Here is a 26369-nt window from a genome sequence, read left to right on the forward strand (position 1 = left end):
GGGGTCTGGAAAACGAGCCCACGGTCCTGTCCCGCGCGCTGTCTCCCATCCGGACTGTCGGATCGTGCGGCTCCACGAGCGGCCGTGCGATCCACCGTCGGCCCCGGAATCCCACCAGGTCCACCGGCCGCCAAGGTGCGGCGTCCGGGTCGCGGGCTTACCCCAGAATGCGGGGATCACCGCCGGTTCGGAATTTCACCGAGTCCCGCCAGCGCGTGGTGGGTTAACCCCGAGTGTGTCACGCCGGACTCGATTTGCCACCCAGGCCGGGATCCAGATCACAACGTGGGTTCGTCGGGCTCCGGCTCGCTCTTGCGGCGATCGATGGCCACGTACGACCCTGGCTGGCTCTTGGCGACCTTCTTCATCTCCGAGGCCACCGCCACAACCTCGCGGTAGTCGACGAAGCGCCGCCCGCCCTGCGTGGACTGCGCGACACCGATCGACAGGGTGACCAGGGCCGCCCGCTGCTTACCCCCGCGGCGGTCCGGCACCTCGATGTAGCCGCGCTGGGCATCCTCGGGGTCGTACAGCCGGTCGGCCGCCGCCTCGAAGTCGGTCACCATGTGCTTGGTCAGCGGCAGCACCTGGTCGGGGTGACAGACGAACACGAAGTCGTCGCCGCCGATGTGGCCGAGGAACACCGACGGGCGGCCCGCCGCGGTGGCCGCCCGGTGCACGCTGCGCGCGAGCGTGGTGATGAACTCGTCGCCGCGGTCGAAGCCGTACACGTCGTTCACCGGCTTGAACCGGTCGATGTCGATGTAGCCGACGGAGAAGTCGGTGCTGCCCTTCATCCGGTCGACGATCTCGCGGGTGACCCGGGCGTTGCCGGGCAGCCCGGTCAGCGGCGAGACCTCGCGGAACTCCTTGTTGCGCCGCAGCGTGGAGGACACCCGGGCGATCAGCTCGGCGGTGTCGAACGGCTTGACCAGGTAGTCGTCGACCCCTGCGGTCAGCCCGACCACCTTGTCCACGGTCATGCCCTTGGCGGTCAGCATGATCACCGGCAGCGCGGAGGTGAGCGGCTCGGCGCGTAGCCGGCGGGTCAGCTCGACGCCGTCCATCACCGGCATCATCCAGTCGACCACTGCCAGGTCGGGCTTGCGCGTTTCCATCATCTCGAGCGCTTCCTCGCCGTGGTGCGCCCGGAGCACCTCGAAGCCGTGCACCTGCAGGTTGAACGCGACGAAGCCGGCGATGTCGTCGTCATCGTCGACGACCATGACCAGGTCGGGCCGGTCGGCCGGATCCGCGCCCGGCGCATCACTGACGTTGACCGGCTTCGAACTCATGCTCGTACCGTAGTGCCTTCGGCGAGCGCCTTGAGCTTGCGGACGGCCTCGGCGGGATCGTCGGCGCCGTAGACCGCGGTGCCGGCCACGAAGGCGTCCGCGCCGGCCTCGGCTGCCTGCTCGATCGTGTCGGCCGCGATGCCACCGTCGACCTCCAGGCGTACCTGCAAGTTCTTGGCCCTGATCCGGCGGCGCACGTCGCGGACCTTGTCCAGCATCTCCGGCATGAACTTCTGCCCGCCGAACCCGGCCTTGATCGTCATGATCAGCACGGTGTCCACATAGGGCAGCAGTTCCAGGTATGGCTCCACGGGCGTGTCCCGGTCGATGGCCAGCCCGGCCTTGGCTCCGGCCGCGCGCAGCGTCTTCGCCAGCGCCACCGGGTTCTCGCAGGCCTCGGCGTGAAACGTCACGTTGTACGCCCCGGCCTCGGCGTAGCCCGGCGCCCAGCGCTCCGGATCGGTGATCATGAGGTGCACGTCGAACGGGATGCTGGTCGCCTTGCGCAGGCTCTGCACCACCGGCAGGCCGATCGTCAGGTTCGGCACGAAATGGTTGTCCATGACGTCGACGTGCACCCAATCGGCGGCGCCCTCGATGTCATGCACGGCGTCGGCCAGACGCGCGAAGTCCGCGGCGAGGATGCTGGGGGCGATGATCGGCGATGACTCCACGAGTGAAGTGTAGGACCTCACCTGCGGCGCCCGGCCACCTGTTCCTGGAAGCTGGCGGTGTCGTTCACGTGGGGGAAGTCCTCCGGGGGCACCGGCACGCCGAGGAAGCCGCAGATCGGGGCCCAGCCCTGGCTCACCTGCACCTCCAGCAGGCGGTGAGCGGGCACTTCCCGGCGTACCGCTGCGGCATGCTCCCGGAAAACCCGGATGGCGTGGTCACGGTCGGTGAACCGGCCGGCGAACGTGCCGTCCCACACCACGGTGTCGATCATGTCGCCGGCCGCATGCCGGGACGCCTGATAGATCGTGCGGTGGGCGCTGGCGTACCACGTCCGGGGGTCACGCACGGTGAGGATGACCTTGGCCTGGGGGTTCGCCGTGACCAGGGCACGCCAGAAGTACGCGCCGGGCCAATCCACCGTGGAACGGTAGCCCTGCATCGCCTTGCCCAGCGCGCCCGGCTCATGCCCGGCGGCCCGGCGGAACAACGCGGCCCGCTCGGGATCGTCAAGCAGCGCCCGCATGTGCAGGCACGGCCCGAAGCCGAGCCGCTCCAGGGCCAGTTTGAGGCTCAGCGTGCCGGTGCGCCCGAATCCTGCTCCGATGACATCCATGCGCCCCGCATACCTGCACTTTGTTGACCCAAAGCGTGGAAAATCAGCTCGTGCGGCGCAGCACGGCCAGGAACATGGCGTCGGTGCCGTGCCGGTGCGGCCAGAGCTGCACGGTCGGGCCCGGGCCGAGCTTGGGCATGCCCGGCGGCAGTAGCGGCCTGGCGTCCACGAAGTCGACGTCGACACCGCTGCGGCGGGCACCCTCGGTGACCGTGACCTGCGTTTCCACCATGTGGGGGGAGCAGGTCACATACGCGACCACGCCACCGGGGCGTACCGCGCGCAGGGCCGAGACCAGCAACTCGCGCTGCAGCCGGGTCAGCGGCGGCAGGTCGGCGGGCTTGCGGCGCCAGCGCGACTCGGGGCGCCGGCGCAGCGAACCCAGACCGGTGCAGGGCGCGTCCACCAGCACCCGGTCGAAGCCCTCCTCGGGCAGGTCGGGGTCGCGTCCCACGGTGCGCCCGTCGGTCGGCAGCACGGTGACCGGCAGCCCGGTGGTGGCCTGCTCGACCAGCCGCGCCCGGTGATCGGCCACCTCAACCGCGGTGACCTCGGCGCCGCGCTGGGCGGCGATCGAGCCGATCAGACCGGTCTTGCCGCCGGGACCCGCGCACAGGTCCAGCCAGCGGGTGTCCTGACCCTCGACCGGCGCCGCGAGCAGGGCCGCGGCGACCAACTGGGAGCCTTCGTCCTGCACGTGCGCGCGGCCCTCGCGGATCGCGGCCAGCTCAGCGGGGGAACCGCCGTGGGTCAGATACACCGAGTACGGCGAGAAGGCCCCCGGCACCCCACCGACCTCGTCGGCCAGGTCCACCGCGTCGGCCCGGCCCGGACGGGCGCACAGGTGCACGACCGGCGGCTGGTTGTCCTCGATCAGCAGGCGCGCGGTGTCCTGCAGGTCGCCGCCCAGCGACTCGGCGAACGAGCGGATCACCCACTCCGGGTGGTTGTGCACCACCGCGAGGTTGCCGACCGGGTTCTCGTCGTAGTCCGGCGCGATCTTGGCCAGCCAGTCCTCGACCCCGGTCTCGGAGATGCCGCGCATGACCGCGTTGGCGAACCCGGCGGCGCCCGGGGCCACCGAGCGGACCAGGTCGACGGTCTGGTTCACCGCGGCGTGCGCGGGCACCCGGGTGAACAGCAGCTGGTAGGCACCCAGGCGCAGCGCGTCGCGGGCCGGCGGGTCGATGCGCGTCACGTCCCGCCCGGCAACATCGGCGATGATCAGGTCGAGGGTGCCCAGCGCCCGCAGCGTGCCGTAGGTCAGCTCGGTGGCGAACGCGGCGTCACGCCCGTGCAGGCCCAGGTCACGCAGGATCCCGGCCAGCACCAGGTTGGCGTACGCGTCGTCGCGGTGCACCGCTGCGATGGCTTCGTACGCCGCCTGGCGGGCCGGGTCGGACGGCGGGCGCCCGGCGCGCGGGGCCCGGCCGGAGCGCGCGTCACGATCCTGGGTGCGCCCGTAGCCGGGGCCTCCCGGGCGGCGCGGGCGGCCGGTGTTGTGCGGACGATCGGCGCGGTGCTCGGAACTCACTGAAGCTGCTCTCCCGGATTGATCCGCAAACCTCGGGCCCAGTCACCGGCGGACATGGGCTTCTTCCCGGCGGCGCGGACCTCGCCGAGGATGACAGGGGTGGTGGCGGTGCCGGCCAGCACCTGGGTGCGCTCGACCAGCAGCTCGCCGGGGGCCAGGCTGGCGGCGTTGGCCACCGGGCGCACCGGGCCGAGCTTGAGCCGCTCGCCGCGCAGAGTGGTCCACGCGCCGGGGGCCGGCGTGCAGGCCCGGATCCGGCGGTCGACGGCGAACGCCGGGTCACCCCAGCGGACCCGCGCATCCTCGGCGGTGATCTTCGGGGCCATCGAGACTCCGTCGGCGGGCTGCGGGTGCGCGCGGGCAGCGCCGGCCTCGATCGCGTCGAGCACCGCGACCAGCAGCCCGGCGCCCTCGGTAGCGAGCCGGCCCAGCAGGTCACCTGAGGTGTCGGCGCTGCGGATCTGCTCGGTGAGCGTGCCGTAGACCGGGCCGGTGTCCATGCCCGCCTCCAGCTCGAACACGCTGGCGCCGGTCACCTCGTCGCCGTGCAGGACGGCGTGCTGCACAGGGGCCGCGCCGCGCCAAGCGGGCAGCAGCGAGAAGTGCAGGTTGACCCAGCCGTGCTCGGGGATTTCCAGCGCGGACGGGGGCACCAGCGCGCCGTAGGCGACCACCGGCACACAGTCGGGCGCGAGCTGGCGCAGGCGGTCCTGGAACTCGGGCTCGCGGGGGCGCTGCGGGGTGAGCACCTCGATGCCGCGTTCGCCGGCCCACGCCCCGGCGGGCGAGCGGACCAGCTTGCGGCCCCGGCCCGCGGGGGCGTCGGGGCGCGTGACGACGGCGATGAGCTCGTGCGACGACGCGGCGATGGCTTCCAGCGACGGCAGCGTGACTTCGGGCGTACCGGCAAAGATCAGACGCATGGGATCACCGGCCCAGACCGAACAGACCGCGCCCGTGCGGACTGGTCCTGACCACCGGCGGCTTGCCCGCGTCATACCACTCGGAGGCGCGGATCTGCTTCATCGCGGCCTTGCGGCCGGCCGGGTCGAGCCGGTCGAGGAACAACACCCCGTCGAGGTGGTCGGTCTCGTGCTGCACGCAACGCGCCATCAGACCCGTGCCGATCAGCCGGATCGGGTCGCCGTGCTCGTTGAAGCCCTCGGCCACCACGTTCTGCCGGCGCTTGGTGTCGACATAGACGCCCGGGATCGACAGGCAGCCCTCGGGGCCGTCCTGCTCCTCGGCGTCGGGGAAGCTCAGCACCGGGTTGACGATGTGCCCGACCACGTCGTCGACGTCGAACGCGAACACCCGCAGACCCACCCCGAGCTGCGGTGCGGCCAGCCCGGCGCCACCCTCGTCGCGCATGGTGTCGACAAGGTTCTTCACAAGGGTGCGCAGTTCCTTGTCGAAGCCGACGACCGGCTCGGCCTGCTCGCGCAGCACCGGATCACCGAAAAGACGGATGGGCTGGATGGTCACCCGGCCCATTCTACGGAGGCCCCGGTGGCCGCCCCGAGCGCCACCGGTTGCGCCGCCCAGCCCCGCAAGGTCAACCGGTTGCGGCGCTCGGGCTCCCCCGCCGCCGCCAACTGCGGGAAGCGGCGCAGCAGCGCGGGCAGAGCCACCTGCGCCTCCAGCCGGGCGAGCGGGGCACCGAGGCAGTAGTGCGCACCCGCGCCGAAGGACAGCGGGGCGTTGCCGGGGCGGTCCGGGTCGAAGCGGTCAGGGTCGGTGAAGCGGTGCGGGTCCCGATTCGCCGCCCCCAGGAACAGGATCAGCTCGGCGCCGGCCGGCACGGGCAGCCCCGCAACGACCCGGTCCTCGCCGGCGAAACGCTCGGTCAGTTGCACCGGGGGGTCGTACCGCAGAGTCTCCTCGACCACCGCGGGCGCAAACTCAGGATCCGCGCGCAAGCGGTTCGCCAGCTCGGGACGCTGCAGCAGCAGGCGCAGACCGTTGCCGAGCAAGTTGGTGGTGGTCTCGAAGCCCGCCACCAGCAGCAACGCCAGATTGCCCAGCAGCTCGTCGGCGGTCAGCTTGTCCCCGCCGGCCTCGTGCGCCGCGGCCAGCGCGGTGACCAGGTCATCCCGCGGATCTTGACGGCGGATCGAGATCAGAGCCTCGAAATACGCCTCGAGTTCCTTGGCGGCGGCGTGCGCGGCGATCGCCTCCGACTCGCTGAACCGCACCTCCAGCACCGCGGTCAGCGCCTCGGCCAGCCGCCGGAACTGTGCGCGATCCTCCGGCGGCACCCCGAGCAGGGCACAGATCACCGCGATCGGCAGCGGGTAGGCCAGGTGCGTCATGACATCGACCACGCCGTCCTGCGCGTGCGCGGCCAGCTCGTCCAGCGCGTCCCCGACCTGCGCCTCGATTACCGGGCGCAGCCGGCCGACGCGGCGCGCGGTGAACACCCCCGAGGCCAGCCGGCGCATCCGGGTGTGGTTCGGCGGGTTCTGCCGCAGCATCGAGTCCACGAACAAGGCCACCCCGCGGTTGTCCCGCCAGTCGTCGAAGTGCTGGTCGAGCAGGGTGCTGTCGTACGTACGCATGATCGGGTCACGCAGGATCGCGTCGGCTGGCTCGTACCCGGAAACGAAAAACGCACCGCCGTGACCGACGATCGGCCCGGCACTGCGCAGCGCCGCGTAGGCGGGATAGGGGTCACGCCCGGCCCCGGGGGACAGCAAGGTGGCGACTGCGGCGGCGACATCCATCACTCCATTGTGAAGAGGCGGCCATGCCGGTGTCGATCACTATTCGCTGTCGGCCTTCAGCGTCCGGCCTCGCACTAAAGGAGTTCGGCGGGATCCACTTGGATGCGCACCGGCAGCGTCGCCCGTTTCGCGCTGCGCACCCCCGCGGCCTCGTGCAACACCCTGGCCAGCTCCGCCGCCCGCCCGCGCGACACCCGGACCAGCATGCGTTCCTGGTCGTCCGCGGCCGGCACCGGCCCGAGAATCTCGGCCTCCTCGGGCAACCGGGCGGCGTCGAGCAACTCGGCCACCGCCTCGGTCCGCCCGGTCAGGCTGACGAACTTGGTGGCCGGCGGGAACCCCAACTCCCGGCGTTCGGCCAGCTCACGGGCCGCGAACCAGCCCGGATCCCAGCGCAGCAGGGCCTGCACGGGCGCCAGCGAACCGTCCGCGACGACCACAACCCGGCCGTTGTGCCTGGCCAGCGCGGAGGCGTAGAACCAGCGCCGCATGGTTTCCTCGGCGGCGCGCAGATCAGCGCGGGTCAGCAGTGCCCAGGTGTCCAGGAGCAGCACGGCTCCGTACCCGCCCTCGGCCACCGGTTCGGCCCCCGGAGTGGCAACCACCAGCGCCGCCTCTCCGGCCACCGTATCGAGGATCTCGTCGCGCCCCGAGGTTCGTACCGGAACTCCCGGAAACGCCCGGCCCAGCTCCTCAGCCGTACGCCGGGCACCCGTGATGGAAGCTCGTAACCGCCGCCCGCCACAGGCCGGGCACGCGTACGCCGCAGCCGCCCGGCCACACCAGTGACAGGTCGGAACGTCGCGCGCGCCGGCCAGGCCAAGGGGTCCGGAACAGTGCGGGCATCGGGCAGGCGTGCGGCATTCGGCACAGGCAACGTTGGGGAGATAACCCCGCCGCGGAACTTGCACGAGCACCGGAGCGCCGGCCTGCAACGCCTGCCGAGCCGCCTGCCACGCCAAACTCGGCAACCGTGCGGTGGCAGCCCCCGGATCCCGCGCCAACTGCGGATCATCGCCGGTAGGGGCGATCGCCGGACACCGAGCCCGAATCATGTCCCGAGCCGCCACAATCTCCTTGGCCCAGCCCGTTTCAACAAGCAACTGCGCTTCCCCGGTACGAGCAAAGCCCGCCACCAACGCCGCGCACCCGGCAGCCTGGGCCCGGGTGAGCAGCACCTCCCGCGCATGCGGATAGGGGGCACGCGGCTCGGCATGCAGGTCATCCCCGTCATCCCAGATAACCACAAGCCCCACGTCAGCGGCCGGAGCAAACATGGCCGCCCGAGTCCCCGCGACAACCTTGATGTGGTGCCGGCTGGCCGCAAGAAAGCGCCGGTACCGCTCGGAGGGGCCGGCCGCGGCGTGCAGTGCCACATGCTGCCCGTCGCCGAGCGCCTTACCCAGCGCGCGATCGAGGCGCTCGAGGTCGCGAGCATCGGGGACGACGATGACAACGCCACGGCCGCCTCTCGCGGTGGCGGCGGCTGCTTCGGCGATGCGGGCGGCCCAGTCCTCGCCGGGAAGGGCGGACCAGACGGCTCGGGGGTCGCGGCCTTGCTCCAGCGCGTGCAGGAAGGCTGGACCGGCGGGGTAGTCGGCCCCGCCGCCGCTCTCGCCGGCGAGGTGGTTCGACGGGCCGGCGTTTCCGGCGCCCGCCTCGGCTCCCTCGGACTCGGCTCCCGCGGCGCCCGCTCCTGGGGCACCGCCCGCCGGGCTCTTCTGCGCCTCGACCCGGGCATGCCGCGGGGGCACCGCAAGACGGAGCACATCGGACAAATTGCCCGCGTACCGGTCCGCCACCGCTCGGGACAGGCGGGCGATTTCCGGATCCAGTACTCGTTCCGGCGACACCACTTTGTCCAGGTATGCCACCTTCGCGTGGGCGCTGGACTCGACGCGTTCGAGCAGGAACCCGTTTACCATCTGCCCGGCGAAGCGAACCTTCACCCGCACCCCGGGCTGCGCCGCGGCATCGTCGCCGGCGGCCACCAGGTAGTCGAACGGGCGGTCGAGGTGCGGCAGCGGCACGTCGACCGACACCTTCGCCACCGGCAAGGCAGGCGCGGGTGATCGGTCCACCCCCTTATTCTTGCCCCGGGGTGCGACATTCCCGGCCGCCTTGACAGAACCCGTTGCAGGTTCGGGCGCGGCTGCAGGGGCGGGGAACAGAGCGGGTGCCCCGGCCGACGCCGAGGCACCCGTGTGCTGCGCCACTTGTCAGGCGGCGGCGTTCTTCAGGTCCTGGGCACGGTCCGTGTTCTCCCAGAGCAGCTCGGGCAGCTCGCGGCCGAAGTGGCCGTAGGCGGCGGTCTGCTGGTAGATCGGGCGCATCAGGTCGAGGTCGCGGATGATGGCGGCCGGGCGCAGGTCGAAGACCTCGTTGATGGCCTTCTCGATGCGCTCCACCGGCACGTTCTCGGTGCCGAAGGTCTCCACGAACAGGCTGACCGGGTGGGCCTTGCCGATCGCGTAGGCGACCTGGGTCTCGCAGCGCTCGGCGAGACCGGCGGCGACCACGTTCTTGGCCACCCAGCGCATCGCGTACGCGGCCGAGCGGTCCACCTTCGACGGGTCCTTGCCGGAGAACGCGCCGCCACCGTGGCGCGCGTATCCACCGTACGTGTCAACGATGATCTTGCGCCCGGTCAGGCCGGCGTCGCCCATGGGCCCGCCGATCTCGAAGCGGCCGGTCGGGTTGACCAGCAGGCGGTAGTCCTCGGTGTCGAGGTCGAGACCCTCGAGCTCGGGCGCGATGACGTGCTCGCGGACGTCCGGGGTGAGCAGCGAATCGAGCGAGATGTCGGCGGCGTGCTGCGAGGACACCACGACGGTGTTGAGGCGAACCGGGCGCAGGCCGTCGTACTCGATGGTGACCTGGGTCTTGCCGTCCGGGCGCAGGTAGGGGATCGTGCCGTCCTTGCGCGCGGCCGACAGACGGCGGGCGAGGCGGTGCGCGAGCGCGATCGGCAGCGGCATCAGCTCGGGGGTCTCCGAGCAGGCGAAGCCGAACATCATGCCCTGGTCGCCGGCGCCCTGGGCGTCGAGGACGTGGTCGGAGGCACCCTCGCGCAGCTCAACGGCGCTGTCGACGCCCTGGGCGATGTCCGGCGACTGCGAGCCGATGGACACGCTGACGCCGCAGGAGGCGCCATCGAAGCCCTTCTTCGACGAGTCGTAGCCGATCCCGAGGATGGTTTCGCGCACGATGCTCGGGATGTCCGCGTACGCCTGCGTGGTCACCTCGCCGGCGACGTGCACCTGCCCGGTGGTGATCAAGGTCTCCACCGCAACGCGGCTGCGCGGGTCCTGCGTGAGCAGGGCGTCGAGAATACCGTCGCTGATCTGGTCAGCGATCTTGTCCGGGTGGCCTTCCGTGACCGACTCGGAAGTGAACAGGCGGCGTGCCACGGTGCTCCTCAGGATTCGTCGAAGGTTCGTTGCGCGGCAGTGTAGTGCCCGCCGCTCAAGGCTTGGTGGTGTGGTGTCCGGCTGTCCCATCGTCGCCGGCCTGCTCGCTCAGCCGCGAAGCGACCTCGTCCCATATCGCATCCGCCACATCGTCTTTGGGGAGGATACCGAGCTGCACGGTGCTGCCGTCGGCGCCCAGGATGGTGACGGTGTTGTCGTCGGCGCCGAAGACCAAGTCGGTGCCCACCTCGTTAACGACGATCAGGTCCGCACGTTTGCGTACGAGCTTGCCGCGCGCGTTCTCCAGCGCGTCATGAGTCTCGGCAGCGAAGGCCACGAGCACCTGACCAGGACGTTTACTCGCGCCTATCTCGGCCGCTATGTCGGGATTGGTCACCAGTTCGAGAACCGGAGCAGCCCCGTCATCCTGCTTCTTGATCTTCTTCTCGGCGACCACAGCCGGACGGAAGTCAGCCGGGGCAGCCGCCATGACAACAACGTCAGCGCCGCCGGCCGCCTCCACAGTGGCCTTCCGTAATTCTTCAGTTGTGCCAACTTCAACGAGATCAATTCCCGCAGGTACGGCCAAAGTGACGTTCGCCGCAATAACCGTGACCCGGGCGCCCCTGGCCACGGCTGCACGAGCGAGGGCGTACCCCTGCTTGCCAGAAGATCTGTTGCCCAGAAACCGGACCGGATCCACCGGCTCGCGCGTCCCACCTGCGGTAACAACAACCCGCCGCCCCGCCAGATCGCTCCTGCCGGCGCCCCGCAGCACCCGCATCGCGGTCGCAAAAATGGCCGACGGGTCGGGTAGCCGCCCCTTGCCGGTGTCCGCCCCGGTGAGCCGCCCCACGGCCGGCTCGATGACGATGGCCCCGCGCGCCCGCAACGTAGCCACGTTCGCCTGAGTAGCGGCGTTCTCCCACATCTCGGTGTGCATCGCCGGCGCGTACACAATCGGACAGGTAGCCGTCAGCAACGTATTGGTCAGCAGGTCATCGGCCAGCCCGTGCGCGGCCCTGGCCAGCAGGTCCGCCGTGGCCGGGGCGACAACGACAAGCTCGGCGCTGCGACCGATCCGCACGTGCGGCACCTCGTGCACGTCGTCCCAGACCTCGGTGATCACCGGCTTACCGCTCAGCGCCGCCCAGGTCGGAGCCCCCACGAACTGCAGGGCGGAAGCGGTGGGCACCACCCGGACCGAATGCCCCGATTCGGTGAACTGCCGCAGCAGCTCGCAAGCCTTGTAAGCGGCAATGCCACCACAAACGCCGAGCACGATCTCAGCCATGACCACCTTCGCAAACTGGACTCAGTCGGGTTCCGCCTCAGGGCGCAGCCCCTCCACGATGCCTCAGCACGCTGGGCTTGCGGCGGGCGGGACCGTTTCGGGCGCCTCCCCCACCCCGTCGTACGTCAGGATGCTGCGGCCGGCGCGTCTGCGGGAAAGCAAAAACCCGCGCCGGTGAGCGGCGCGGGTTCAGCGGATCATGCGGAGATCAGGGGTTGTCGGTCGCCTCGGCGGTGAGCAGCCCGGCGTTGATCTCGCGCATGGCGATCGAGAGCGGCTTCTCCTGCGGTGTGGTCTCCACGAGGGGACCGACGTACTCGAGGAGGCCCTCACCGAGCTGGCTGTAGTAGGCGTTGACCTGGCGGGCGCGCTTGGCCGCGAAGATCACCAGCGAGTACTTCGACGAGGTCTTGTCGAGCAGCTCGTCGATCGGCGGGTTGGTGATGCCTTCGGGGTTGGCGATGGTTCCCACGAAAAGACGTCCTAACGTTAAAGCTGTTCGGGAGTCAGGAAAGACGAACCGAGCAATCCTACCAGCTCATCAGCGGCCCGCTCGACGAAGTCGTTGACGACCGTACGGTCGAACTCCTTCTCGGCGGCCAGCTCCTCGTCCGCGTGGGCGAGGCGGCGGCGGATTGTCTCTTCGTCGTCGGTGCCCCGGCCGACCAGGCGGCGGCGCAGTTCCTCGACGCTGGGCGGGGCCAGGAATACAAGCTGGGCGTCCGGCATCGAGCCGCGCACCTGGCGCGCGCCCTGCAGGTCGATCTTCAGCAGCACCGGGCGGCCCTGGGCGAGCCATCCCTCGACCTGGGCGCGGGGCGTGCCGTAGAGGTTGCCCGCGAACTCCGCCCATTCGAGTAGCTGATCGCCGTTCACGAGGCGCTGGAACTCCGAACGGGTGACGAAGTGGTAGTGCTCGCCGTCCGTCTCGTAATCGCGCTTCTTGCGGGTTGTCACCGACACCGACAGCTTGATCCATGGCGAGCGCGCCCGGATCAGCTCGATCACGCTGTCCTTGCCCACCCCCGAGGGGCCGGAAAGGACGGTGAGTCGGGCCGCCGGGCGCGCGTCGTCATCCATGCTCACGGCTCATTCCTACACGAGCCGCAGAGTCAGTTCGCAGCGAACTCCCCCAGGAGGGCCTTACGCTGCTGCTCGCCGAGGCCACGGAGGCGACGGCTGTCGGCGATCTTGAGCTTCTCCATGATCTGGGTGGCCCGGATCTTGCCGATGCCCGGCAGCGCCTGGAGCACGGCCGAGACCTTCAACTTTCCGACGACGTCGTCGCCCTCTGCCCGGTCGAGCACGGCGGCGAGGGTGGTCTTGCCGGACTTGAGCTGTTCCTTCAGCTCGGCCCGGGCCTTGCGAATCTCCGCAGCCTTTTCCAGCGCGGCTTTACGCTGCTCGGGGCTCAGTGACGGGAGCGGCACCAGTTCTCCTCAGGTCCCTATCGCGCCTGTAGTTCAATACCGGCGCATCTGTGAAACGTGGTGTGCCAGGGAACCAAAGGGGCATGTGGTTCCCGGCGCGGGGAAAACTAGCGGTCAATGGCGCTTTCGGCAACGTGGGGGTACCCCTGATCGCGGTGCGGCCGGGCCTGGTAGGCAGGCGGTTTCACCCGATCACGGCCCGGCAAGCGTCCGTCGCGCGGTCCGCTGCGGCCCGCAATGCGGCCGGGTCGGGGCCTGCGGCGAGAACCTCCCGTGAGTACGAAGGGAGCACGTTCCGCAGGCTTTCGCCGAAGATCGCGCGCAGCCCGGCGGGGTCGCCACCCTGCGCGCCGAGGCCCGGAGCGAGCAGCGGTCCGTTGACCTTGGAGAGGTCGTGGCCGGTCTCCCCGATGGTCGCGCCGACCACCAGTCCGAAACTTCCAAGACCTTCCACACCCGCGTTGAGCTGGGAAATCTCGTCGATGACGGTCTGCGCGACGGTTCGCCCGCCGGCCGTGACGGCGTGCTGGACCTCCGATCCTTCCGGATTTGACGTCAGCGCCAGAACGAAGACGCCGGCCCCGTTCGCCGCCGCGAGATCGAAGGCGGGCCGCAAAGAGCCCACTCCGAGATAGGGACTCACCGTAATCGCGTCAACACTCAAAGCACTGTCCGAATCCAGGTACGCCCGCGCGTAAGCGGCCATCGTCGAGCCGATGTCACCGCGCTTCACGTCGAGAAGTACCTGCACACCGGCATCGCGTGACTGTCGGATAATTGACTCAAGGATGACGATGCCACGTGACCCAAATCTCTCAAAGAACGCCGACTGCGGCTTGAAGACGGCGACCCGATCGGCCAGTGCTTCGACAACCGTAAAGGCGAAACGCTCCAGGCCGGCGACGTCGTCACCGAGCCCCCAGCGCTCCAGCAAACCGGGGTGCGGATCGATGCCCACACACAGCGGCCCCCTGGCCGCCGTGGCAGCACGCAGCCGATCGCCGAAGGTCTCCATATCGACAAGTTCCTTTGCTGTCAGGTGGCGGACACCGCAGCGCCGCCGCAACTGGTAATGCAGATGACCTTGAGTGGTTACGCCCGGCACGGTCCCCGATCCGCCGCCGAACAACGCGGCGAACGGGTATTTCGTGAGGCTCCGCCCGGACGGCGGCCCGGTGCCCCGCTGCACCGCGGCCAGCCGGTGTCCTCGCCGCACCCGCGATCTTGGCGGCCCAAGGTCCGTCAGTCCGAGACCAGGAGGCCCTGGTCATGGCCCGCACCGCCACCAGAGCCACGAACGGCGCCCATGGGAGCCGTCCCACAGGCGCCGTCGCGTCGCCAGTCCCCCGGTCGAGCGTCACCCGCCCGACCGCCCTGCTCATCTCGCGGCCGTAGCCTTGCCCGAGGCTCGTACGGCCGCCTTCACCAGGGCCGGGCCCCGGTAGATGAAGCCGGTGTAGAGCTGGACCAGCGCCGCTCCCGCGTCGAACATGCGGGCTGCGTCGTCGGCTTCGAGGATGCCGCCCACGCCGATGATGGGGAGTTTGCCGCCGGTCTCCTGGTGGACGAAGTGGACCACCTTGCGGGCTCGTTCGGTCAGGGGGCGGCCCGACAAGCCGCCCGTTTCCGTCCCGCGGGGCTGGTCCGGTGCGGCCAGGCCATCGCGGGACAGGGTGGTGTTGGTGGCGATGATCCCGGCGGCGCCGTACGCGAGGCAGACTTCCAGCAGCTCCGCGATCGCCGGGCCGCTGAGGTCGGGGGCGATCTTGACCAGCACCGGGGTCTTGCCGACCAGCGCGCCGAGCAGGGCCGCGATCGCCGACTTGTCCTGCAGGGTTCGCAGGCCCGGGGTGTTGGGTGAGGACACGTTGACCGCGATGTAGTCCGCGTACGGGTGCAGCAGCTCGTACGAGGTCAGGTAATCCTGCACGGCATCTTCCAGCGGCGTCACCTTGGACTTGCCCAGCGACACGCCCAGGGGGATGCCGAGCGGGCCGAGGTCGCGCAGGCGGGCGGCCAGCGCGGCGGCACCCTGGTTGTTGAAGCCCATCCGGTTGATCACGGCTTCGCTGTCGCGCAGGCGGAACAGGCGGGGGCGGTCGTTACCCGGCTGGGGCTGGGCGGTGACCGTGCCCACCTCGACGAAGCCGAACCCGAGGGCCGGCCAGGAACGCAGCGCGACGCCGTTCTTGTCCATCCCGGCGGCCAGGCCGACCGGGTTGGGGAAGCGTACGCCGAAGACCTCGGTCGGCTTGCTGACCGCGTATTGGCGGCTCAGCAAGCGCAGCGCGGCCGGGGGCAGGCCCGCGAGACGGTTGAGCGTGAACTCGTGGGCCTGCTCGGCGTCGCCGCCGCCCACCCGGAAAAGCACCGGGCGGACGGCGGTTTCGAAGAACGTCACTGGTTGTCCCGCAGAGCCGCGTGCAGCTCCTGCAGCGGACGTACGGACATGTCGCCGCGCATCAGAGCCTCGATGCCCATGACCGCCGCCGCCACGCCAGGCACGGTGGTGATGCTCGGGATGTCGTGGGTGACAGCCGCGCTGCGGATTTCGTACCCGTCGGATCGGGCACTTGCTCCGGATCCCTGCGGGGTGTTGATGATCAGCGCGATCTCCCCCGCGCTGATCAGGGCTACCGCGTTCTGACCGGGGCTTTCGAAGTGCTTGGCCACGACCTCGCACTCGATGCCGTGCCGGCGCAGGACCTCGCCGGTGCCCGCGGTGGTGACGATGGTGAAGCCCAGGTCGGCCAGGCGCTTGATCGGGAAGACCATCGAGCGCTTGTCGCGGTTGGCCACCGAGACGAAGACCTTGCCGCTGGTGGGCAGCGAGCCGTACGCCGCCGCCTGCGACTTGGCGAACGCCGGCCCGAAGCCCGGGTCGATGCCCATGACCTCGCCCGTCGATTTCATCTCGGGACCGAGCAGGCTGTCCACGCCCTGCCCGGCCGGGGTGCGGAACCGCTTGAACGGCAGCACCGCTTCCTTGATGGCGATCGGCGCGTTGGCCGGGGTCGAGCCGCCGTCGCGGTCCCGCAGCAGGATGCCCTCGTCGCGCAGCTCCTTGACGGTCGCGCCGAGCATGATCCGGGCGGCCGCCTTGGCCAGCGGCACCGCCGTCGCCTTGGACACGAACGGCACGGTCCGCGAGGCGCGCGGGTTGGCCTCCAGCACGTAGAGCACGTCGTCCTTGAGCGCGTACTGCACGTTGAGCAGGCCGCGCACGCCGACGCCGCGAGCGATCGCCTCGGTGTAGCGGCGCACCTCGGCCAGGTGCGGGGCGGCCAGCGTGATCGGCGGCAGCGAGCACGACGAGTCGCCGGAGTGGATGCCGGCCTCCTCGATGTGCTCCATCACGCCGCCGAGGTAGACCTCGCCGGTGGCGTCGCAGAGCGCATCCACGTCGATCTCGATGGCGTCGTCGAGGAAGCGGTCCACCAGCACCGGGTGGTGCGGCGAGATCTCGGTGGCCCGCGCGATGTAGTCGGCCAGCGTGGGCTCGTCGTACACGATTTCCATGCCGCGCCCGCCGAGCACATAGGACGGGCGGACCAGCACCGGGTAGCCGATCTCGTCGGCGATGGCCTTGGCCTGCTCGAACGAGGTCGCCGTGCCGTGCTCGGGCGAGCGCAGACCGGCCTTGGCCAGCACCGCCCCGAACAACCCGCGGTCCTCGGCAAGGTCGATGGATTCAGGAGAAGTGCCGACGATGGGTACGCCCGCAGCCTTCAATCGCTGAGCGAGACCCAGTGGCGTCTGCCCGCCGAGCTGGACGATCACGCCGAGCACCCCGGGCCCACCCGCGGCCTTGCCCGACGAGTCCTCGGAGTGGAAGACCTCGAGCACGTCCTCGAAGGTCAGCGGCTCGAAGTAGAGCCGGTCGGCGGTGTCGTAGTCGGTGGACACGGTCTCCGGGTTGCAGTTGACCATGACGGTCTCGTACTCACCCTTGAGCGCCATGACCGCGTGCACGCACGAGTAGTCGAACTCGATGCCCTGCCCGATGCGGTTGGGCCCGGAGCCCAGGATGAGCACCTTGGGCCGGTCCGAGGGCGCGACCTCGGTCTCCTCGTCGTACGTGGAGTAGTGGTAGGGCGTGTTGGCCTCGAACTCGGCGGCACAGGTGTCGACCGTCTTGTAGACCGGGCGGATGCCGAGCCGGTGGCGCAGCGTGCGCACGCCGTCCTCGTTGGCCAGTTCGGGTCGCAGCGCGGCGAGCTGGCGGTCCGACAGCCCGGAACGCTTGGCCCGGCGCAGCATCGCCTCGTCGAGCACCGGGGCCTGCAGGATGTCGGCGCGCAGGTCGACCAGCGCCTTGATCTCGTCGAGGAACCAGGGGTCGATGCGGCCGCTGGCCTCGTGCACCTGCTCCACGCTGGCACCCAGGCGCAGCGCGGCCTCCACGGTGTAGAGGCGCCCGTCGTGCGGCACCTTCAGCGCCGCCAGGGCCTCGTCCACATCCTCGAACGTGGGCGCGGTCCAGAAGCCGGCCGCCTTGGTCTCCATCGAGCGCATCGCCTTGTTGAGCGCCTCGGCGAAGTTGCGGCCCAGGCTCATCGCCTCGCCGACGGACTTCATCGTGGTGGTCAGCTCGGCATCGGCGCCGGGGAACTTCTCGAACGCGAACCGCGGGATCTTGACGACCACGTAGTCCAGCGCCGGCTCGAAGGCCGCCGGCGTCTTGAGCGTGATGTCGTTGGGGATCTCGTCGAGGGTGTAGCCGATGGCGAGTTTGGCCGCGATCTTGGCGATCGGGAAGCCGGTCGCCTTGGAGGCCAGCGCGCTGGAACGCGAGACGCGCGGGTTCATCTCGATGACGACCAACCGGCCGTCGTCCGGGTTGATCGCGAACTGGATGTTGCAGCCGCCGGTGTCGACGCCGACCTCGCGCAGCACCGCGATGCCCAGGTCACGCAGGCGCTGGTACTCGCGGTCGGTCAGCGTCATGGCGGGCGCGACGGTGACGCTGTCGCCGGTGTGCACGCCCATCGGGTCGATGTTCTCGATCGAGCACACGACCACGACGTTGTCGTGCTTGTCGCGCATCAGCTCGAGCTCGTATTCCTTCCAGCCGAGCACGCTCTCCTCGATGAGCACCTCGTGCACCGGGGACGCGGCCAGCCCGGCCCCGGCGATGCGTTCGAGGTCCTCGCCGGTGTGGGCCATGCCCGAGCCCAGGCCACCCATGGTGAACGAGGGCCGGATGACCACGGGCAGGCCGAGTTCGGCGACGGTCGAGCGGACCTCGTCCATCGAGTGGCACACCCGGCTGCGCGGGGTCTCGCCGCCGGCCTTGGCGACGATCTCCTTGAACAGCTGGCGGTCCTCGCCGCGGCGGATCGCGTCGACGTTCGCGCCGATCAGCTCGACGCCGTACTTGTCCAGCACGCCGTTCTCGTGCAGCGCGATCGCGGTGTTGAGGGCGGTCTGGCCACCCAGGGTGGGCAGGATCGCGTCGGGACGTTCGCGGGCGATGACCAGCTCGACAAACTCCGGGGTGATGGGTTCGACGTACGTGGCGTCGGCGAACTCCGGGTCGGTCATGATCGTGGCCGGGTTGGAGTTGACCAGCGAGACGCGGATCCCCTCGGCCCGCAGCACCCGGCACGCCTGGGTGCCGGAGTAGTCGAACTCGCAGGCCTGGCCGATGACGATCGGGCCGGAGCCGATCACCATGATGTGCTTGAGATCGGAACGCTTGGGCATCAGCGGGCCTCGACCTTCTCGACGAGTTCCACGAACCGGTCGAACAGGTAATCCGCATCGTGCGGGCCGGCTGCCGCCTCGGGGTGGTACTGGACGGTGAACGCGGGCACTTCGAGCGCCCGCAGGCCTTCGACCACGTTGTCGTTGAGGCACACGTGGGAGACCTCGACACCGCCGAAGCCGGTGTCGATCACGGTGTTCAGCGGCGCGTCGACCGCGAAGCCGTGGTTGTGGCTGGTCACCTCGACCTTGCCGGTGGTCTTGTCGAACACCGGCTGGTTGATGCCACGGTGGCCGTACCCCAGCTTGTAGGTGCCGAAGCCGAGCGCGCGGCCCAGGATCTGGCTGCCGAAGCAGATGCCGAACAGCGGCACCTTGCGCGTCATGACCTCGCGGGCCAGCGCGACCGGACCGTCCGCGGTGGCCGGGTCGCCGGGGCCGGGCGAGAGGAAGACGGCGTCCGGGCTGACCGCCAGCAACTCCTCGATCGAAGCCGTGGCCGGGAAGATATGCGTGGTGACACCGCGTTCGGCGAGGCGCCGCGACACGTTGCGCTTGATGCCGAGGTCGAGCGCGGCGACCGTGTACCGGTGCTCACCCTCGGCTTCGACGGTGTAGCGCGAGGCAGTGGACACCTCGGCGGACAGGTCGGCACCGGACATCTGCGGCTGCTGCAGCACGCGCGCCTGCAGCGAGGCCGGGTCGAGGTCGACGGTGGAGATGCCGACCCGCATGGCCCCGCGCGAGCGCAGGTGCCGGGTCAGGGCGCGGGTGTCGATGCCACTGATCCCGACCACGGCCTCGGCGGCCAGGCGCTCGCCCAGGTCACCGGTGGAGCGCCAGTTCGACGGGCGCCGGGCCGGGTCCCGCACGACGTAGCCGGCCACCCAGATCTTGCCGGACTCGTCGTCCTCGTCGTTGACCCCGGTGTTGCCGATCTGCGGCGCGGTCTGCACGACGACCTGCCGGTGGAACGACGGGTCGGTCAGCGTCTCCTGGTAGCCGGTCATGCCGGTGGTGAACACTGCCTCGCCGAAGGTCTCCCCCTCGGCGCCGTAGGACACGCCGGTGAATGCGCGCCCGTCTTCGAGTACGAGAATTGCTGGTTTCACTTGACGGCCTTCCCGTCCAGGACTGTCGGCTCTCCCCGGAGGAAGGTCGCCACGATGCGACCCGGCAGGGTGGTGCCCGCGTACGGTGTGTTGCGGCTGAGGCTCGCCAGCCCGGACGGGTCGACGACCCGGCGGGCGGACGGGTCCACCAGCGTGAGGCTGGCCGGTGATCCGGCACTGAGGTCGGTGCCGTGCCCGCTGAGGCCCGCGATCCGGGCCGGCGTGCGCGACATCCGCTCGGCAATGAGTTTCCACTGCTCACCGAGCACGCTGAGCACGACCGGCAGGGCGGTCTCCAGACCCACCATGCCCGGCCGCGCGTACGCCCACTCGCACTCCTTGTCCTGCACGGCGTGCGGGGCGTGGTCGGTGGCGACGATGTCGATGACCCCGTCGATCAACGCCTGGCGCAGCGCCTGCACGTCGGCGGCGGTGCGCAGCGGCGGGTTGACCTTGTAGACCGGGTCGTAGCTGGCCGCGAGTTCGTCGGTCAGCAGCAGGTGGTGCGGGGTCACTTCGGCGGTCACCCGTACGCCCCGGGCCTTGGCCTGGCGCAGCACCTCGACCGAACCGGCGGTGGAGACGTGGCAGACGTGCAGGCGGCTGCCCACGTGCTCGGCGAGCAGCACGTCGCGGGCGATGATCGCCTCCTCGGCGACGGCCGGCCAGCCGGTGCGCCCGAGGCGGGTGGAGACCTCGCCCTCGTGCATCTGCGCGCCTTCGGTGAGCCGTGGCTCCTCGGCATGCTGGGCGATGATGCCGTCGAACGCCTTCACGTACTCCAGCGCGCGGCGCATCAGCCGCGGGTCGGCAACGCAGTTCCCGTCGTCGGAGAAGATCCGGACGTTGGCGGCCGAGGTGGCCATCGCGCCGAGTTCGGCAAGCTGCTTGCCGGCCAGCCCCACGGTGACCGCGCCGATGGGCTGCACGTCGACCAGGCCGGCCTCGCGCCCGAGCCGCCACACCTGCTCGACGACGCCGGCGGTGTCGGCGACCGGGGAGGTGTTGGCCATCGCGAACACCGCGGTGTAGCCGCCGAGGGCCGCGGCCCGCGAACCGGTCTCGACCGTCTCGGCGTCCTCGCGGCCGGGCTCGCGCAGGTGGGTGTGCAGGTCGACCAGGCCGGGCAGGGCCACCAGGCCCTCGGCGTCGATCGTCTCGTCGGCCTTGCCGCCCTCGGCAATCACACCGTCACGAACCACCAGGTCCTGTGCGGGCTGCCCGAGGAGGGAGACCCCTTTGAGCAAGTAGGACCTCATGCTGCGCCACCTTCCGGCATGCCCTTCTGGCCCTCACCGTCACGACGGCGATGGGGCGCCGGCGAGCGCAGTTCGGTGCAGGCGGTCATGCTTTGCCTCCCAGAAGCAGGTAGAGGACGGCCATCCGGGCGCTGACGCCGTTGGCGACCTGTTCAACGATGGTGGAGCGGGACGAGTCGGCTACCTCGGGCGCGATCTCCATGCCCCGGTTCATCGGTCCGGGGTGCATGACGATCGCGTGCTCGGGCAGCCTGCGCATGCGGGGGGCGTCGAGTCCGTAGCGGCGGCTGTATTCCCGGGCGGAGGGGAAGTAGGAGTCCTGCATCCGCTCGGTCTGCACCCGCAACATCATCACGACGTCCATGTCGGGCAGGACGCTATCCAGGTCGTACGACACTTTCGTCTGCGGTGAGAGCGCGGCGGCGATGTCGACCGGGATCAGGGTGGGCGGACCGACCAGCGTGATTTCGGCGCCCAGCGTCGTGAGCAGCAGAACGTTGGAGCGGGCGACGCGGCTGTGCAATACGTCACCCACAATCGCCACCTTCAGGCCGTCGATCTTTCCCAGGCGCGAGCGCATCGTGTACGCGTCCAGCAGCGCCTGGGTGGGATGCTCGTGCGTGCCGTCGCCGGCGTTGATCACCGAGCCGTCCACCCAGGAGGCCAGCCGGTGCGGGGCGCCCGAGGCCGGGTGGCGGATCACCACCGCGTCAGCGCCCATGGCCTGCAGGGTCAGCGCGGTGTCCTTGAGGCTCTCACCCTTCGAGACGCTGGAGCCCTTGGCGGAAAAATTGATCACATCGGCCGAGAGGCGTTTGGCGGCGGCTTCAAAACTGATCCGGGTACGGGTGGAGTCCTCGTAGAACAGGTTCACCACGGTCCGCCCGCGCAGCGTCGGCAGCTTCTTGACCTCACGCCCCGCGAGCGCGGCCATCTCACCGGCGGTATCCAGGATCAGCGTGGCGGTTTCCGCGTCCAAGTCGGCCGCGGAGCGCAGATGCTTGATCATCGAGCCCCTCCGAACAGCTTGACCTCGTCGATCCCGTCGTCGATCTCGGCGAGCGAGACGCGCACCTTCTCGCTCAGCGCGGTCGGGATGTTCTTGCCCACATAGTCAGCGCGGATCGGCAACTCCCGGTGGCCGCGATCGACCAGCACGGCGAGCTGCACCGAACTCGGGCGCCCGACGTCGCTGAGGGCGTCGAGCGCTGCTCTGACCGTACGGCCGGAAAAAAGCACGTCGTCGACCAGGATCACCCTGCGTCCATCAAGGCCGTCAGCAGGGATTTCGGTTCGTCCCAGCGCGCGTGTGGCGTGCAAGCGCAAGTCATCGCGGTAGAGCGTGATGTCGAGCGCGCCGACCGGAATGTCGATGCCTTCGAAGGCGTGGATGCGCGCGGCCAGCCGGCGGGCCAGCGGAACGCCGCGGGTGGGGATCCCGAGCAGGACCGTGCCGGTGGCCCCGGAGGTCTTCTCAAGGATCTGATGAGCGATGCGGTCCACGACCCGGTGCAGGTCGGAGCTCGTCAGAATGATCTTGCTGGGTGTTTCGGTGTCGGCGCGTGGTTGTGCCACGGCGGACCTCCTTCCCCGCCTCACCGGACGGGTCGTTAAAGGACGTCTGAGCATTGCTGGGGCACCCCGATCATGGGCTGCCCGGTGGCTGACGCTACGTTACCAGTGAGGGCGGCGATGACCATGGTGACGTGGCCTACCCACGGGACCAGACGGACGAATGCGGGCAACTCCCTCCCTGGCTCAGCGACTCATCGGTAACCGACACTTGACCAGGGAACGCAAACTCCGTACCGTCACGCAGCGTAGCGATCCGGAGGAAGAACCCTCCGGGCCAGCACAGTACTGGAGTGTCCGAATGCCGTCTGAGTACGCCAAGTCGCTTGGCGCCCGCCTGCGCTCCATCCGCCAGCAGCAGGGCCTGTCCCTGCAGGGCGTCGAGGAGAAGTCCAACGGCCGCTGGAAGGCCGTCGTGGTGGGTTCGTACGAGCGTGGCGACCGCGCCGTGACCGTATCTCGCCTGGCCGAGCTGGCCGACTTCTACCGCGTGCCCGTGTCGGAGCTGCTGCCCGACGGCAGCGGAGTCCGCCTCGAGGCCACCAACAAGATCGTGCTGGACCTGGAAAAGCTGTACGACGCGGCCGGTGAGGACCTGGCCTACGTCGCCCGCTACGCCAGGGCCATCCAGCAGCAGCGCGGCGACTACAACGGCCGCGTGCTGTCCATCCGCGCCGACGACCTGCGCGCCCTCGCCATCGTGTACGACATCTCGCCGTCGGGCCTCATCGAGCGCCTGACCGAGCAGGGCGTGCTCGTCGCGGACCCGCGCGCGTTCTTCGCCAGCTGAGCCGGCGTCGACACCACTGAGCCGGTAACACCGGAGGCCGGGCGGGGCATCCGCGCGTGGCCGGCTCAGCAAGCCCGTGCCGTCATCAGGCGGCGCGGGCTTCTGCATGCCCGGACCAGCCCGCAGCCAGCGCGGGCGGTGCAGGCAGTGACGGCAGCGCAGGCAGTAACGGCAGCGCAGGCAGTAACGGCAGCGCGGGCAGCGGCAGGCAGCGCGGGCCACCGCGGGCGTTGGGGCCGGCGCCGGAGGGACACAGCAAAGCCGACCCAGGCCCTGGGCGGGCCCGGATCGGCTGAGCGAAAACGGTCAGCGCGTGGCGAACTCGGCGATGCGGCCGAGGATGCCGTTGAGGAAGCGCGGGCTGTCGTCAGTGGACATCTGCTTGGCCAGCTCGACGGCCTCGGTGATGGCTACCGGATCGTCGATCTCGGGGACGTAGAGCAGCTCGTACACCGCGATGCGGGCGAGGTTGCGGTCCACCACCGGCATGCGGTCGATGGTCCAGCCCTCGGCGTAGCTGGCGATCAGCTCGTCGATGCGGTCGAGGTGCTCGGCCACGCCCTCGACCAGGCCGATGGTGTAGTCGAGGTGATCCGGGCGGGGCTTTTCGATGCGCTCCAGGTATGTCAGGAGCACCCCGCGCGGGGAGAGGTCCCGGAGGTCGGCCTCGTAGAGGACGTCCAGGGCCCGCTTGCGCGCCTTGCGGCGGGCAGGCATCTGCGTTTTGGGACCTTCAGCCATGTGGCGACGCCTCAGCTGCGGCCGAGGTAGCGGCCGTCGCGGGTGTCGACCTTGATCTTCTCGCCGGTGGTGATGAACAGCGGGACGTTGACGGTCGCGCCGGTCTCCACCGTGGCGGGCTTGGTACCGCCGGTGGAGCGGTCGCCCTGCAGGCCCGGCTCGGTGTAGGTGACCTCGAGGAAGACGCTGGTCGGCAGCTCGATGTAGAGCGGCACGCCCTCGTGGGTCGCCACCGTGGCCTCGGCCTCGGGCAGCAGGTAGTTGGCGGCCTCGCCGACCGTGCCACCGGGCACGGTGATCTGGTCGAAGGTGTCCAGGTCCATGAAGACGAAGTCCTCGCCGTCCTGGTAGAGGTATTGCATCGTGCGCTTGTCGACCGTGGCCGTCTCGACCTTGGTGCCGGCGTTGAAGGTCTTGTCCACGACCTTGCCGGAGAGCACGTTCTTGAGCGTGGTGCGCACGAACGCGCCGCCCTTGCCCGGCTTGACGTGCTGGAACTCGACGACGGCCCACAGCTCGCCTTCGAGGTTGAGCACCAGGCCGTTCTTCAGGTCGTTGGTGGAAGCCATGTCCTGCCCTGTGATCGATACGCGGAGGTGACCGAAGAAGTTTACCGGCGAGAGGTGTCACCCGGCGAATCGGGGCGAGAGCGTCCCGCGATGTGTGCCAGCGCGAGCCGGTAGCCGTCGAAGCCCAGGCCCGCGATCACCCCGGTGGCCACCGCCGAGATCACCGAGTGGTGCCGGAACTCCTCGCGCGCGTGGATGTTGGAGATGTGCACCTCGACCAGGGGCGCCCGCAGCATCGCGCACGCGTCACGCACCGCGTAGGAGTAGTGCGACCAGGCTCCCGGGTTGAGCACGACCGGCGTCTGCTCGTCGGCCGCGGCGTGGATCCAGCCCAGCATTTCGTGCTCGGCGTCGGTCTGGCGGACCTCGACCTCCAAGCCCAGTTCTTTCCCGGTACGTTCACACAACCCGACCAGGTCGGCATAAGAGCCGGCCCCGTAGACATCGACTTGCCGGGTGCCGAGGCGCCCCAGGTTCGGGCCGTTGAGCACGTACACCTTCATCGCGCCACCACCTCGTACGCCTGCTGGAGCACGTGCTCGTCGGAAACCGCCAGAATGCCGGGCTTGGCGAGGCCGTCGAGCACCACGAAGCGCAACGTGTCGGCCCGCGCCTTCTTGTCGATGCGCATGGCCGGCAGCAACTGCTCCCAGGCATCGGCGCGGTACGAGGTCGGCAGGTCCACCAGCTTGAGCACCGCGGCGTGCCGGGCGGCCACCGCGTCCTCCAGGCGGCCGGTGAGCCGGCCCAGTTCGGCGGCGTAGACCAGACCCACCGCGACCGCGTGGCCGTGGCGCCACCGGTAACGCTCGTGCTTCTCGATGGCGTGACCCAGCGTGTGCCCGTAGTTGAGGATCTCGCGCAACCCGGACTCGCGCAGGTCGGCGCCGACCACCTCGGCCTTGACCCGGATGGCCCGCTCGACCAGCTCGCGCAGCACCGCGCTGCCCGGGTCGGCGGCGGCCGCCGGGTCACCTTCGACCAGCTCGAGGATGGCCGGGTCGGCGATGAACCCGCACTTGATCACCTCGGCCAGCCCGGCGCGCAGGTCGTCGCCCGGCAGCGTGGTCAGCAGGCCGAGGTCGCAGAGCACCCCGGCGGGCGGGTGGAACGCGCCGACCAGGTTCTTGCCCGCGGCGATGTTGACGCCGGTCTTGCCGCCCACCGCCGCGTCGACCATGCCCAGCAGCGAGGAGGACACCGGCACCCAGCGCACCCCGCGCAGCCAGCTCGCCGCCACATAGCCGGCCAGGTCGGTCACCGCTCCCCCGCCGACGCCGACGACGACGTCCGTGCGGGTGAAGCCGGCCGCGCCGAGCTGATCCCAGCAGCCCGCGGCCACCTCGATGCTCTTGCCGGCCTCGGCGTCCGGCACCTCGATCGGCAGCGGGCGCAAGCCGGCCCCGGCGAGCGCGGCGGCGACCTGCTCGGCGCGTTCCTTGAGCGGCGCGGCATAGAGCACGGCGGCACGGGCGGCGCCGTCGACCAGCGGCGGCAGGGCGGTCAGCAGGCCGCGCCCGACGAGCACGTCGTAGGGGCGGTCGCCGGATACGGGGATGCGGGTCACGTCGTCCATCGGCTGCGATGCTAGTCGCGCGGATATGGGGTTATAGACAACTAACCCCCCGAGGGGTTACATCTGTCGC

General features: G+C 70.1%; 25 protein-coding genes. 1 reads left to right on the forward strand and 24 read right to left on the reverse strand.

Features of this window, described 5'->3' with window-relative positions; translation table 11 throughout:
- Positions 1-278: 278 nt before the first annotated feature.
- The 20 genes from TFC3_RS20685 to pyrR form a co-directional block, all read right to left on the reverse strand.
- The gene (locus TFC3_RS20685; RefSeq protein ID WP_067502440.1) at positions 279-1295 is read right to left on the reverse strand and encodes a response regulator; all 1017 of its coding nucleotides are present in this window, start codon (positions 1293-1295) and stop codon (positions 279-281) included.
- Entirely contained in the window at positions 1292-1969 is a 678-nt protein-coding gene (rpe, locus tag TFC3_RS20690; RefSeq protein WP_067502443.1) for a ribulose-phosphate 3-epimerase, read from the reverse strand. Before rpe ends, TFC3_RS20685 begins: the two co-directional genes overlap by 4 nt.
- Positions 1970-1986: 17 nt before the next feature.
- Entirely contained in the window at positions 1987-2583 is a 597-nt protein-coding gene (locus TFC3_RS20695) for a sulfotransferase family protein (protein ID WP_067502454.1), read from the reverse strand.
- A gap of 43 nt (positions 2584-2626) precedes the next feature.
- The gene (locus TFC3_RS20700; protein WP_067502457.1) at positions 2627-4117 is read right to left on the reverse strand and encodes an RsmB/NOP family class I SAM-dependent RNA methyltransferase; all 1491 of its coding nucleotides are present in this window, start codon (positions 4115-4117) and stop codon (positions 2627-2629) included.
- Positions 4114-5040, reverse strand: coding sequence for a methionyl-tRNA formyltransferase (gene fmt / locus TFC3_RS20705; protein WP_067502462.1), 927 nt, complete (start codon positions 5038-5040; stop codon positions 4114-4116). The genes TFC3_RS20700 and fmt overlap by 4 nt, the downstream gene beginning before the upstream one ends.
- Before the next feature lie 4 nt (positions 5041-5044).
- Positions 5045-5602, reverse strand: coding sequence for a peptide deformylase (gene def, locus TFC3_RS20710; RefSeq protein ID WP_067507153.1), 558 nt, complete (start codon positions 5600-5602; stop codon positions 5045-5047).
- A complete protein-coding gene (locus tag TFC3_RS20715) occupies positions 5599-6840 on the reverse strand; it encodes a cytochrome P450 (RefSeq protein WP_067507155.1) in 1242 nt (413 codons plus the stop codon). Before TFC3_RS20715 ends, def begins: the two co-directional genes overlap by 4 nt.
- 74 nt (positions 6841-6914) lie before the next feature.
- Positions 6915-8921 carry a primosomal protein N' gene (locus TFC3_RS20720; protein ID WP_161952648.1) on the reverse strand — a complete coding sequence of 669 codons (2007 nt, stop codon included), beginning with the start codon at positions 8919-8921 and terminating at the stop codon, positions 6915-6917.
- 138 nt (positions 8922-9059) lie between these two features.
- Complete coding sequence (metK, locus tag TFC3_RS20725; protein WP_067502465.1) at positions 9060-10250, reverse strand: methionine adenosyltransferase; 1191 nt, start codon at positions 10248-10250, stop codon at positions 9060-9062.
- A gap of 55 nt (positions 10251-10305) precedes the next feature.
- Positions 10306-11544, reverse strand: coding sequence for a bifunctional phosphopantothenoylcysteine decarboxylase/phosphopantothenate--cysteine ligase CoaBC (gene coaBC / locus TFC3_RS20730; protein WP_067507161.1), 1239 nt, complete (start codon positions 11542-11544; stop codon positions 10306-10308).
- 208 nt (positions 11545-11752) lie between these two features.
- Positions 11753-12016, reverse strand: a complete 264-nt coding sequence (gene rpoZ, locus TFC3_RS20735) for a DNA-directed RNA polymerase subunit omega (RefSeq protein ID WP_015623990.1) — start codon at positions 12014-12016, stop codon at positions 11753-11755.
- Between the two features lie 17 nt (positions 12017-12033).
- Positions 12034-12624, reverse strand: a complete 591-nt coding sequence (gene gmk, locus TFC3_RS20740; RefSeq protein ID WP_067502468.1) for a guanylate kinase — start codon at positions 12622-12624, stop codon at positions 12034-12036.
- Positions 12625-12656: 32 nt separating this feature from the next.
- The gene (gene mihF, locus TFC3_RS20745) at positions 12657-12974 is read right to left on the reverse strand and encodes an integration host factor, actinobacterial type (RefSeq protein WP_015623992.1); all 318 of its coding nucleotides are present in this window, start codon (positions 12972-12974) and stop codon (positions 12657-12659) included.
- 184 nt (positions 12975-13158) lie between these two features.
- Positions 13159-13989, reverse strand: coding sequence for an orotidine-5'-phosphate decarboxylase (pyrF, locus tag TFC3_RS20750; protein WP_067502472.1), 831 nt, complete (start codon positions 13987-13989; stop codon positions 13159-13161).
- A 363-nt stretch (positions 13990-14352) separates the two neighbouring features.
- Entirely contained in the window at positions 14353-15375 is a 1023-nt protein-coding gene (locus tag TFC3_RS20755; protein WP_067502475.1) for a quinone-dependent dihydroorotate dehydrogenase, read from the reverse strand.
- On the reverse strand, positions 15372-18680 hold the full coding sequence (gene carB / locus TFC3_RS20760; protein ID WP_067502478.1) for a carbamoyl-phosphate synthase large subunit: 3309 nt from the start codon (positions 18678-18680) through the stop codon (positions 15372-15374). Before carB ends, TFC3_RS20755 begins: the two co-directional genes overlap by 4 nt.
- Positions 18680-19792, reverse strand: a complete 1113-nt coding sequence (gene carA / locus TFC3_RS20765; protein ID WP_067502479.1) for a glutamine-hydrolyzing carbamoyl-phosphate synthase small subunit — start codon at positions 19790-19792, stop codon at positions 18680-18682. The genes carB and carA overlap by 1 nt, the downstream gene beginning before the upstream one ends.
- Entirely contained in the window at positions 19789-21051 is a 1263-nt protein-coding gene (locus TFC3_RS20770) for a dihydroorotase (protein ID WP_067502481.1), read from the reverse strand. The genes carA and TFC3_RS20770 overlap by 4 nt, the downstream gene beginning before the upstream one ends.
- An 85-nt stretch (positions 21052-21136) precedes the next feature.
- Positions 21137-22060 (reverse strand): aspartate carbamoyltransferase catalytic subunit, encoded by a 924-nt coding sequence (locus TFC3_RS20775; RefSeq protein WP_067502489.1) that lies wholly within the window; start codon positions 22058-22060, stop codon positions 21137-21139.
- The gene (gene pyrR / locus TFC3_RS20780) at positions 22057-22626 is read right to left on the reverse strand and encodes a bifunctional pyr operon transcriptional regulator/uracil phosphoribosyltransferase PyrR (RefSeq protein ID WP_067502491.1); all 570 of its coding nucleotides are present in this window, start codon (positions 22624-22626) and stop codon (positions 22057-22059) included. The genes TFC3_RS20775 and pyrR overlap by 4 nt, the downstream gene beginning before the upstream one ends.
- 298 nt (positions 22627-22924) lie before the next feature.
- Here pyrR and TFC3_RS20785 point away from each other — a divergent pair, with 298 nt between their 5' ends.
- Positions 22925-23413, forward strand: a complete 489-nt coding sequence (locus TFC3_RS20785) for a transcriptional regulator (RefSeq protein ID WP_015624001.1) — start codon at positions 22925-22927, stop codon at positions 23411-23413.
- Positions 23414-23719: 306 nt separating this feature from the next.
- Here the strand turns inward: TFC3_RS20785 and nusB are convergent, their stop codons facing one another.
- From nusB to aroB, 4 genes are read right to left on the reverse strand one after another with little or no spacing between them, the layout of a single operon-like run.
- On the reverse strand, positions 23720-24130 hold the full coding sequence (gene nusB, locus TFC3_RS20790) for a transcription antitermination factor NusB (RefSeq protein ID WP_173745391.1): 411 nt from the start codon (positions 24128-24130) through the stop codon (positions 23720-23722).
- Between the two features lie 35 nt (positions 24131-24165).
- Positions 24166-24723, reverse strand: coding sequence for an elongation factor P (gene efp, locus TFC3_RS20795; RefSeq protein WP_067502494.1), 558 nt, complete (start codon positions 24721-24723; stop codon positions 24166-24168).
- A 41-nt stretch (positions 24724-24764) separates the two neighbouring features.
- On the reverse strand, positions 24765-25226 hold the full coding sequence (aroQ, locus tag TFC3_RS20800; protein WP_067502499.1) for a type II 3-dehydroquinate dehydratase: 462 nt from the start codon (positions 25224-25226) through the stop codon (positions 24765-24767).
- Positions 25223-26299, reverse strand: coding sequence for a 3-dehydroquinate synthase (gene aroB, locus TFC3_RS20805; protein WP_067502502.1), 1077 nt, complete (start codon positions 26297-26299; stop codon positions 25223-25225). The genes aroQ and aroB overlap by 4 nt, the downstream gene beginning before the upstream one ends.
- Positions 26300-26369: the final 70 nt, after the last annotated feature.

The organism is Actinoplanes sp. TFC3, assembly GCF_001553785.1.
In the GTDB taxonomy this organism is placed as follows: domain Bacteria; phylum Actinomycetota; class Actinomycetes; order Mycobacteriales; family Micromonosporaceae; genus Actinoplanes.

Excerpts from the sequence above, each read along its gene's own strand:
- TFC3_RS20685 (WP_067502440.1), bottom strand. The coding sequence starts at position 1,295 with ATGAGTTCGAAGCCGGTCAACGTCAGTGATGCGCCGGGCGCGGATCCG.
- TFC3_RS20695 (WP_067502454.1), bottom strand. The coding sequence starts at position 2,583 with ATGGATGTCATCGGAGCAGGATTCGGGCGCACCGGCACGCTGAGCCTC.
- fmt (WP_067502462.1), bottom strand. The coding sequence starts at position 5,040 with ATGCGTCTGATCTTTGCCGGTACGCCCGAAGTCACGCTGCCGTCGCTG.
- TFC3_RS20715 (WP_067507155.1), bottom strand. The coding sequence starts at position 6,840 with ATGGATGTCGCCGCCGCAGTCGCCACCTTGCTGTCCCCCGGGGCCGGG.
- coaBC (WP_067507161.1), bottom strand. The coding sequence starts at position 11,544 with ATGGCTGAGATCGTGCTCGGCGTTTGTGGTGGCATTGCCGCTTACAAG.
- gmk (WP_067502468.1), bottom strand. The coding sequence starts at position 12,624 with ATGGATGACGACGCGCGCCCGGCGGCCCGACTCACCGTCCTTTCCGGC.
- pyrF (WP_067502472.1), bottom strand. The coding sequence starts at position 13,989 with ATGGAGACCTTCGGCGATCGGCTGCGTGCTGCCACGGCGGCCAGGGGG.
- carB (WP_067502478.1), bottom strand. The coding sequence starts at position 18,680 with ATGCCCAAGCGTTCCGATCTCAAGCACATCATGGTGATCGGCTCCGGC.
- TFC3_RS20770 (WP_067502481.1), bottom strand. The coding sequence starts at position 21,051 with ATGAGGTCCTACTTGCTCAAAGGGGTCTCCCTCCTCGGGCAGCCCGCA.
- TFC3_RS20775 (WP_067502489.1), bottom strand. The coding sequence starts at position 22,060 with ATGATCAAGCATCTGCGCTCCGCGGCCGACTTGGACGCGGAAACCGCC.
- TFC3_RS20785 (WP_015624001.1), top strand. The coding sequence starts at position 22,925 with ATGCCGTCTGAGTACGCCAAGTCGCTTGGCGCCCGCCTGCGCTCCATC.
- nusB (WP_173745391.1), bottom strand. The coding sequence starts at position 24,130 with ATGCCTGCCCGCCGCAAGGCGCGCAAGCGGGCCCTGGACGTCCTCTAC.
- efp (WP_067502494.1), bottom strand. The coding sequence starts at position 24,723 with ATGGCTTCCACCAACGACCTGAAGAACGGCCTGGTGCTCAACCTCGAA.
- aroQ (WP_067502499.1), bottom strand. The coding sequence starts at position 25,226 with ATGAAGGTGTACGTGCTCAACGGCCCGAACCTGGGGCGCCTCGGCACC.
- aroB (WP_067502502.1), bottom strand. The coding sequence starts at position 26,299 with ATGGACGACGTGACCCGCATCCCCGTATCCGGCGACCGCCCCTACGAC.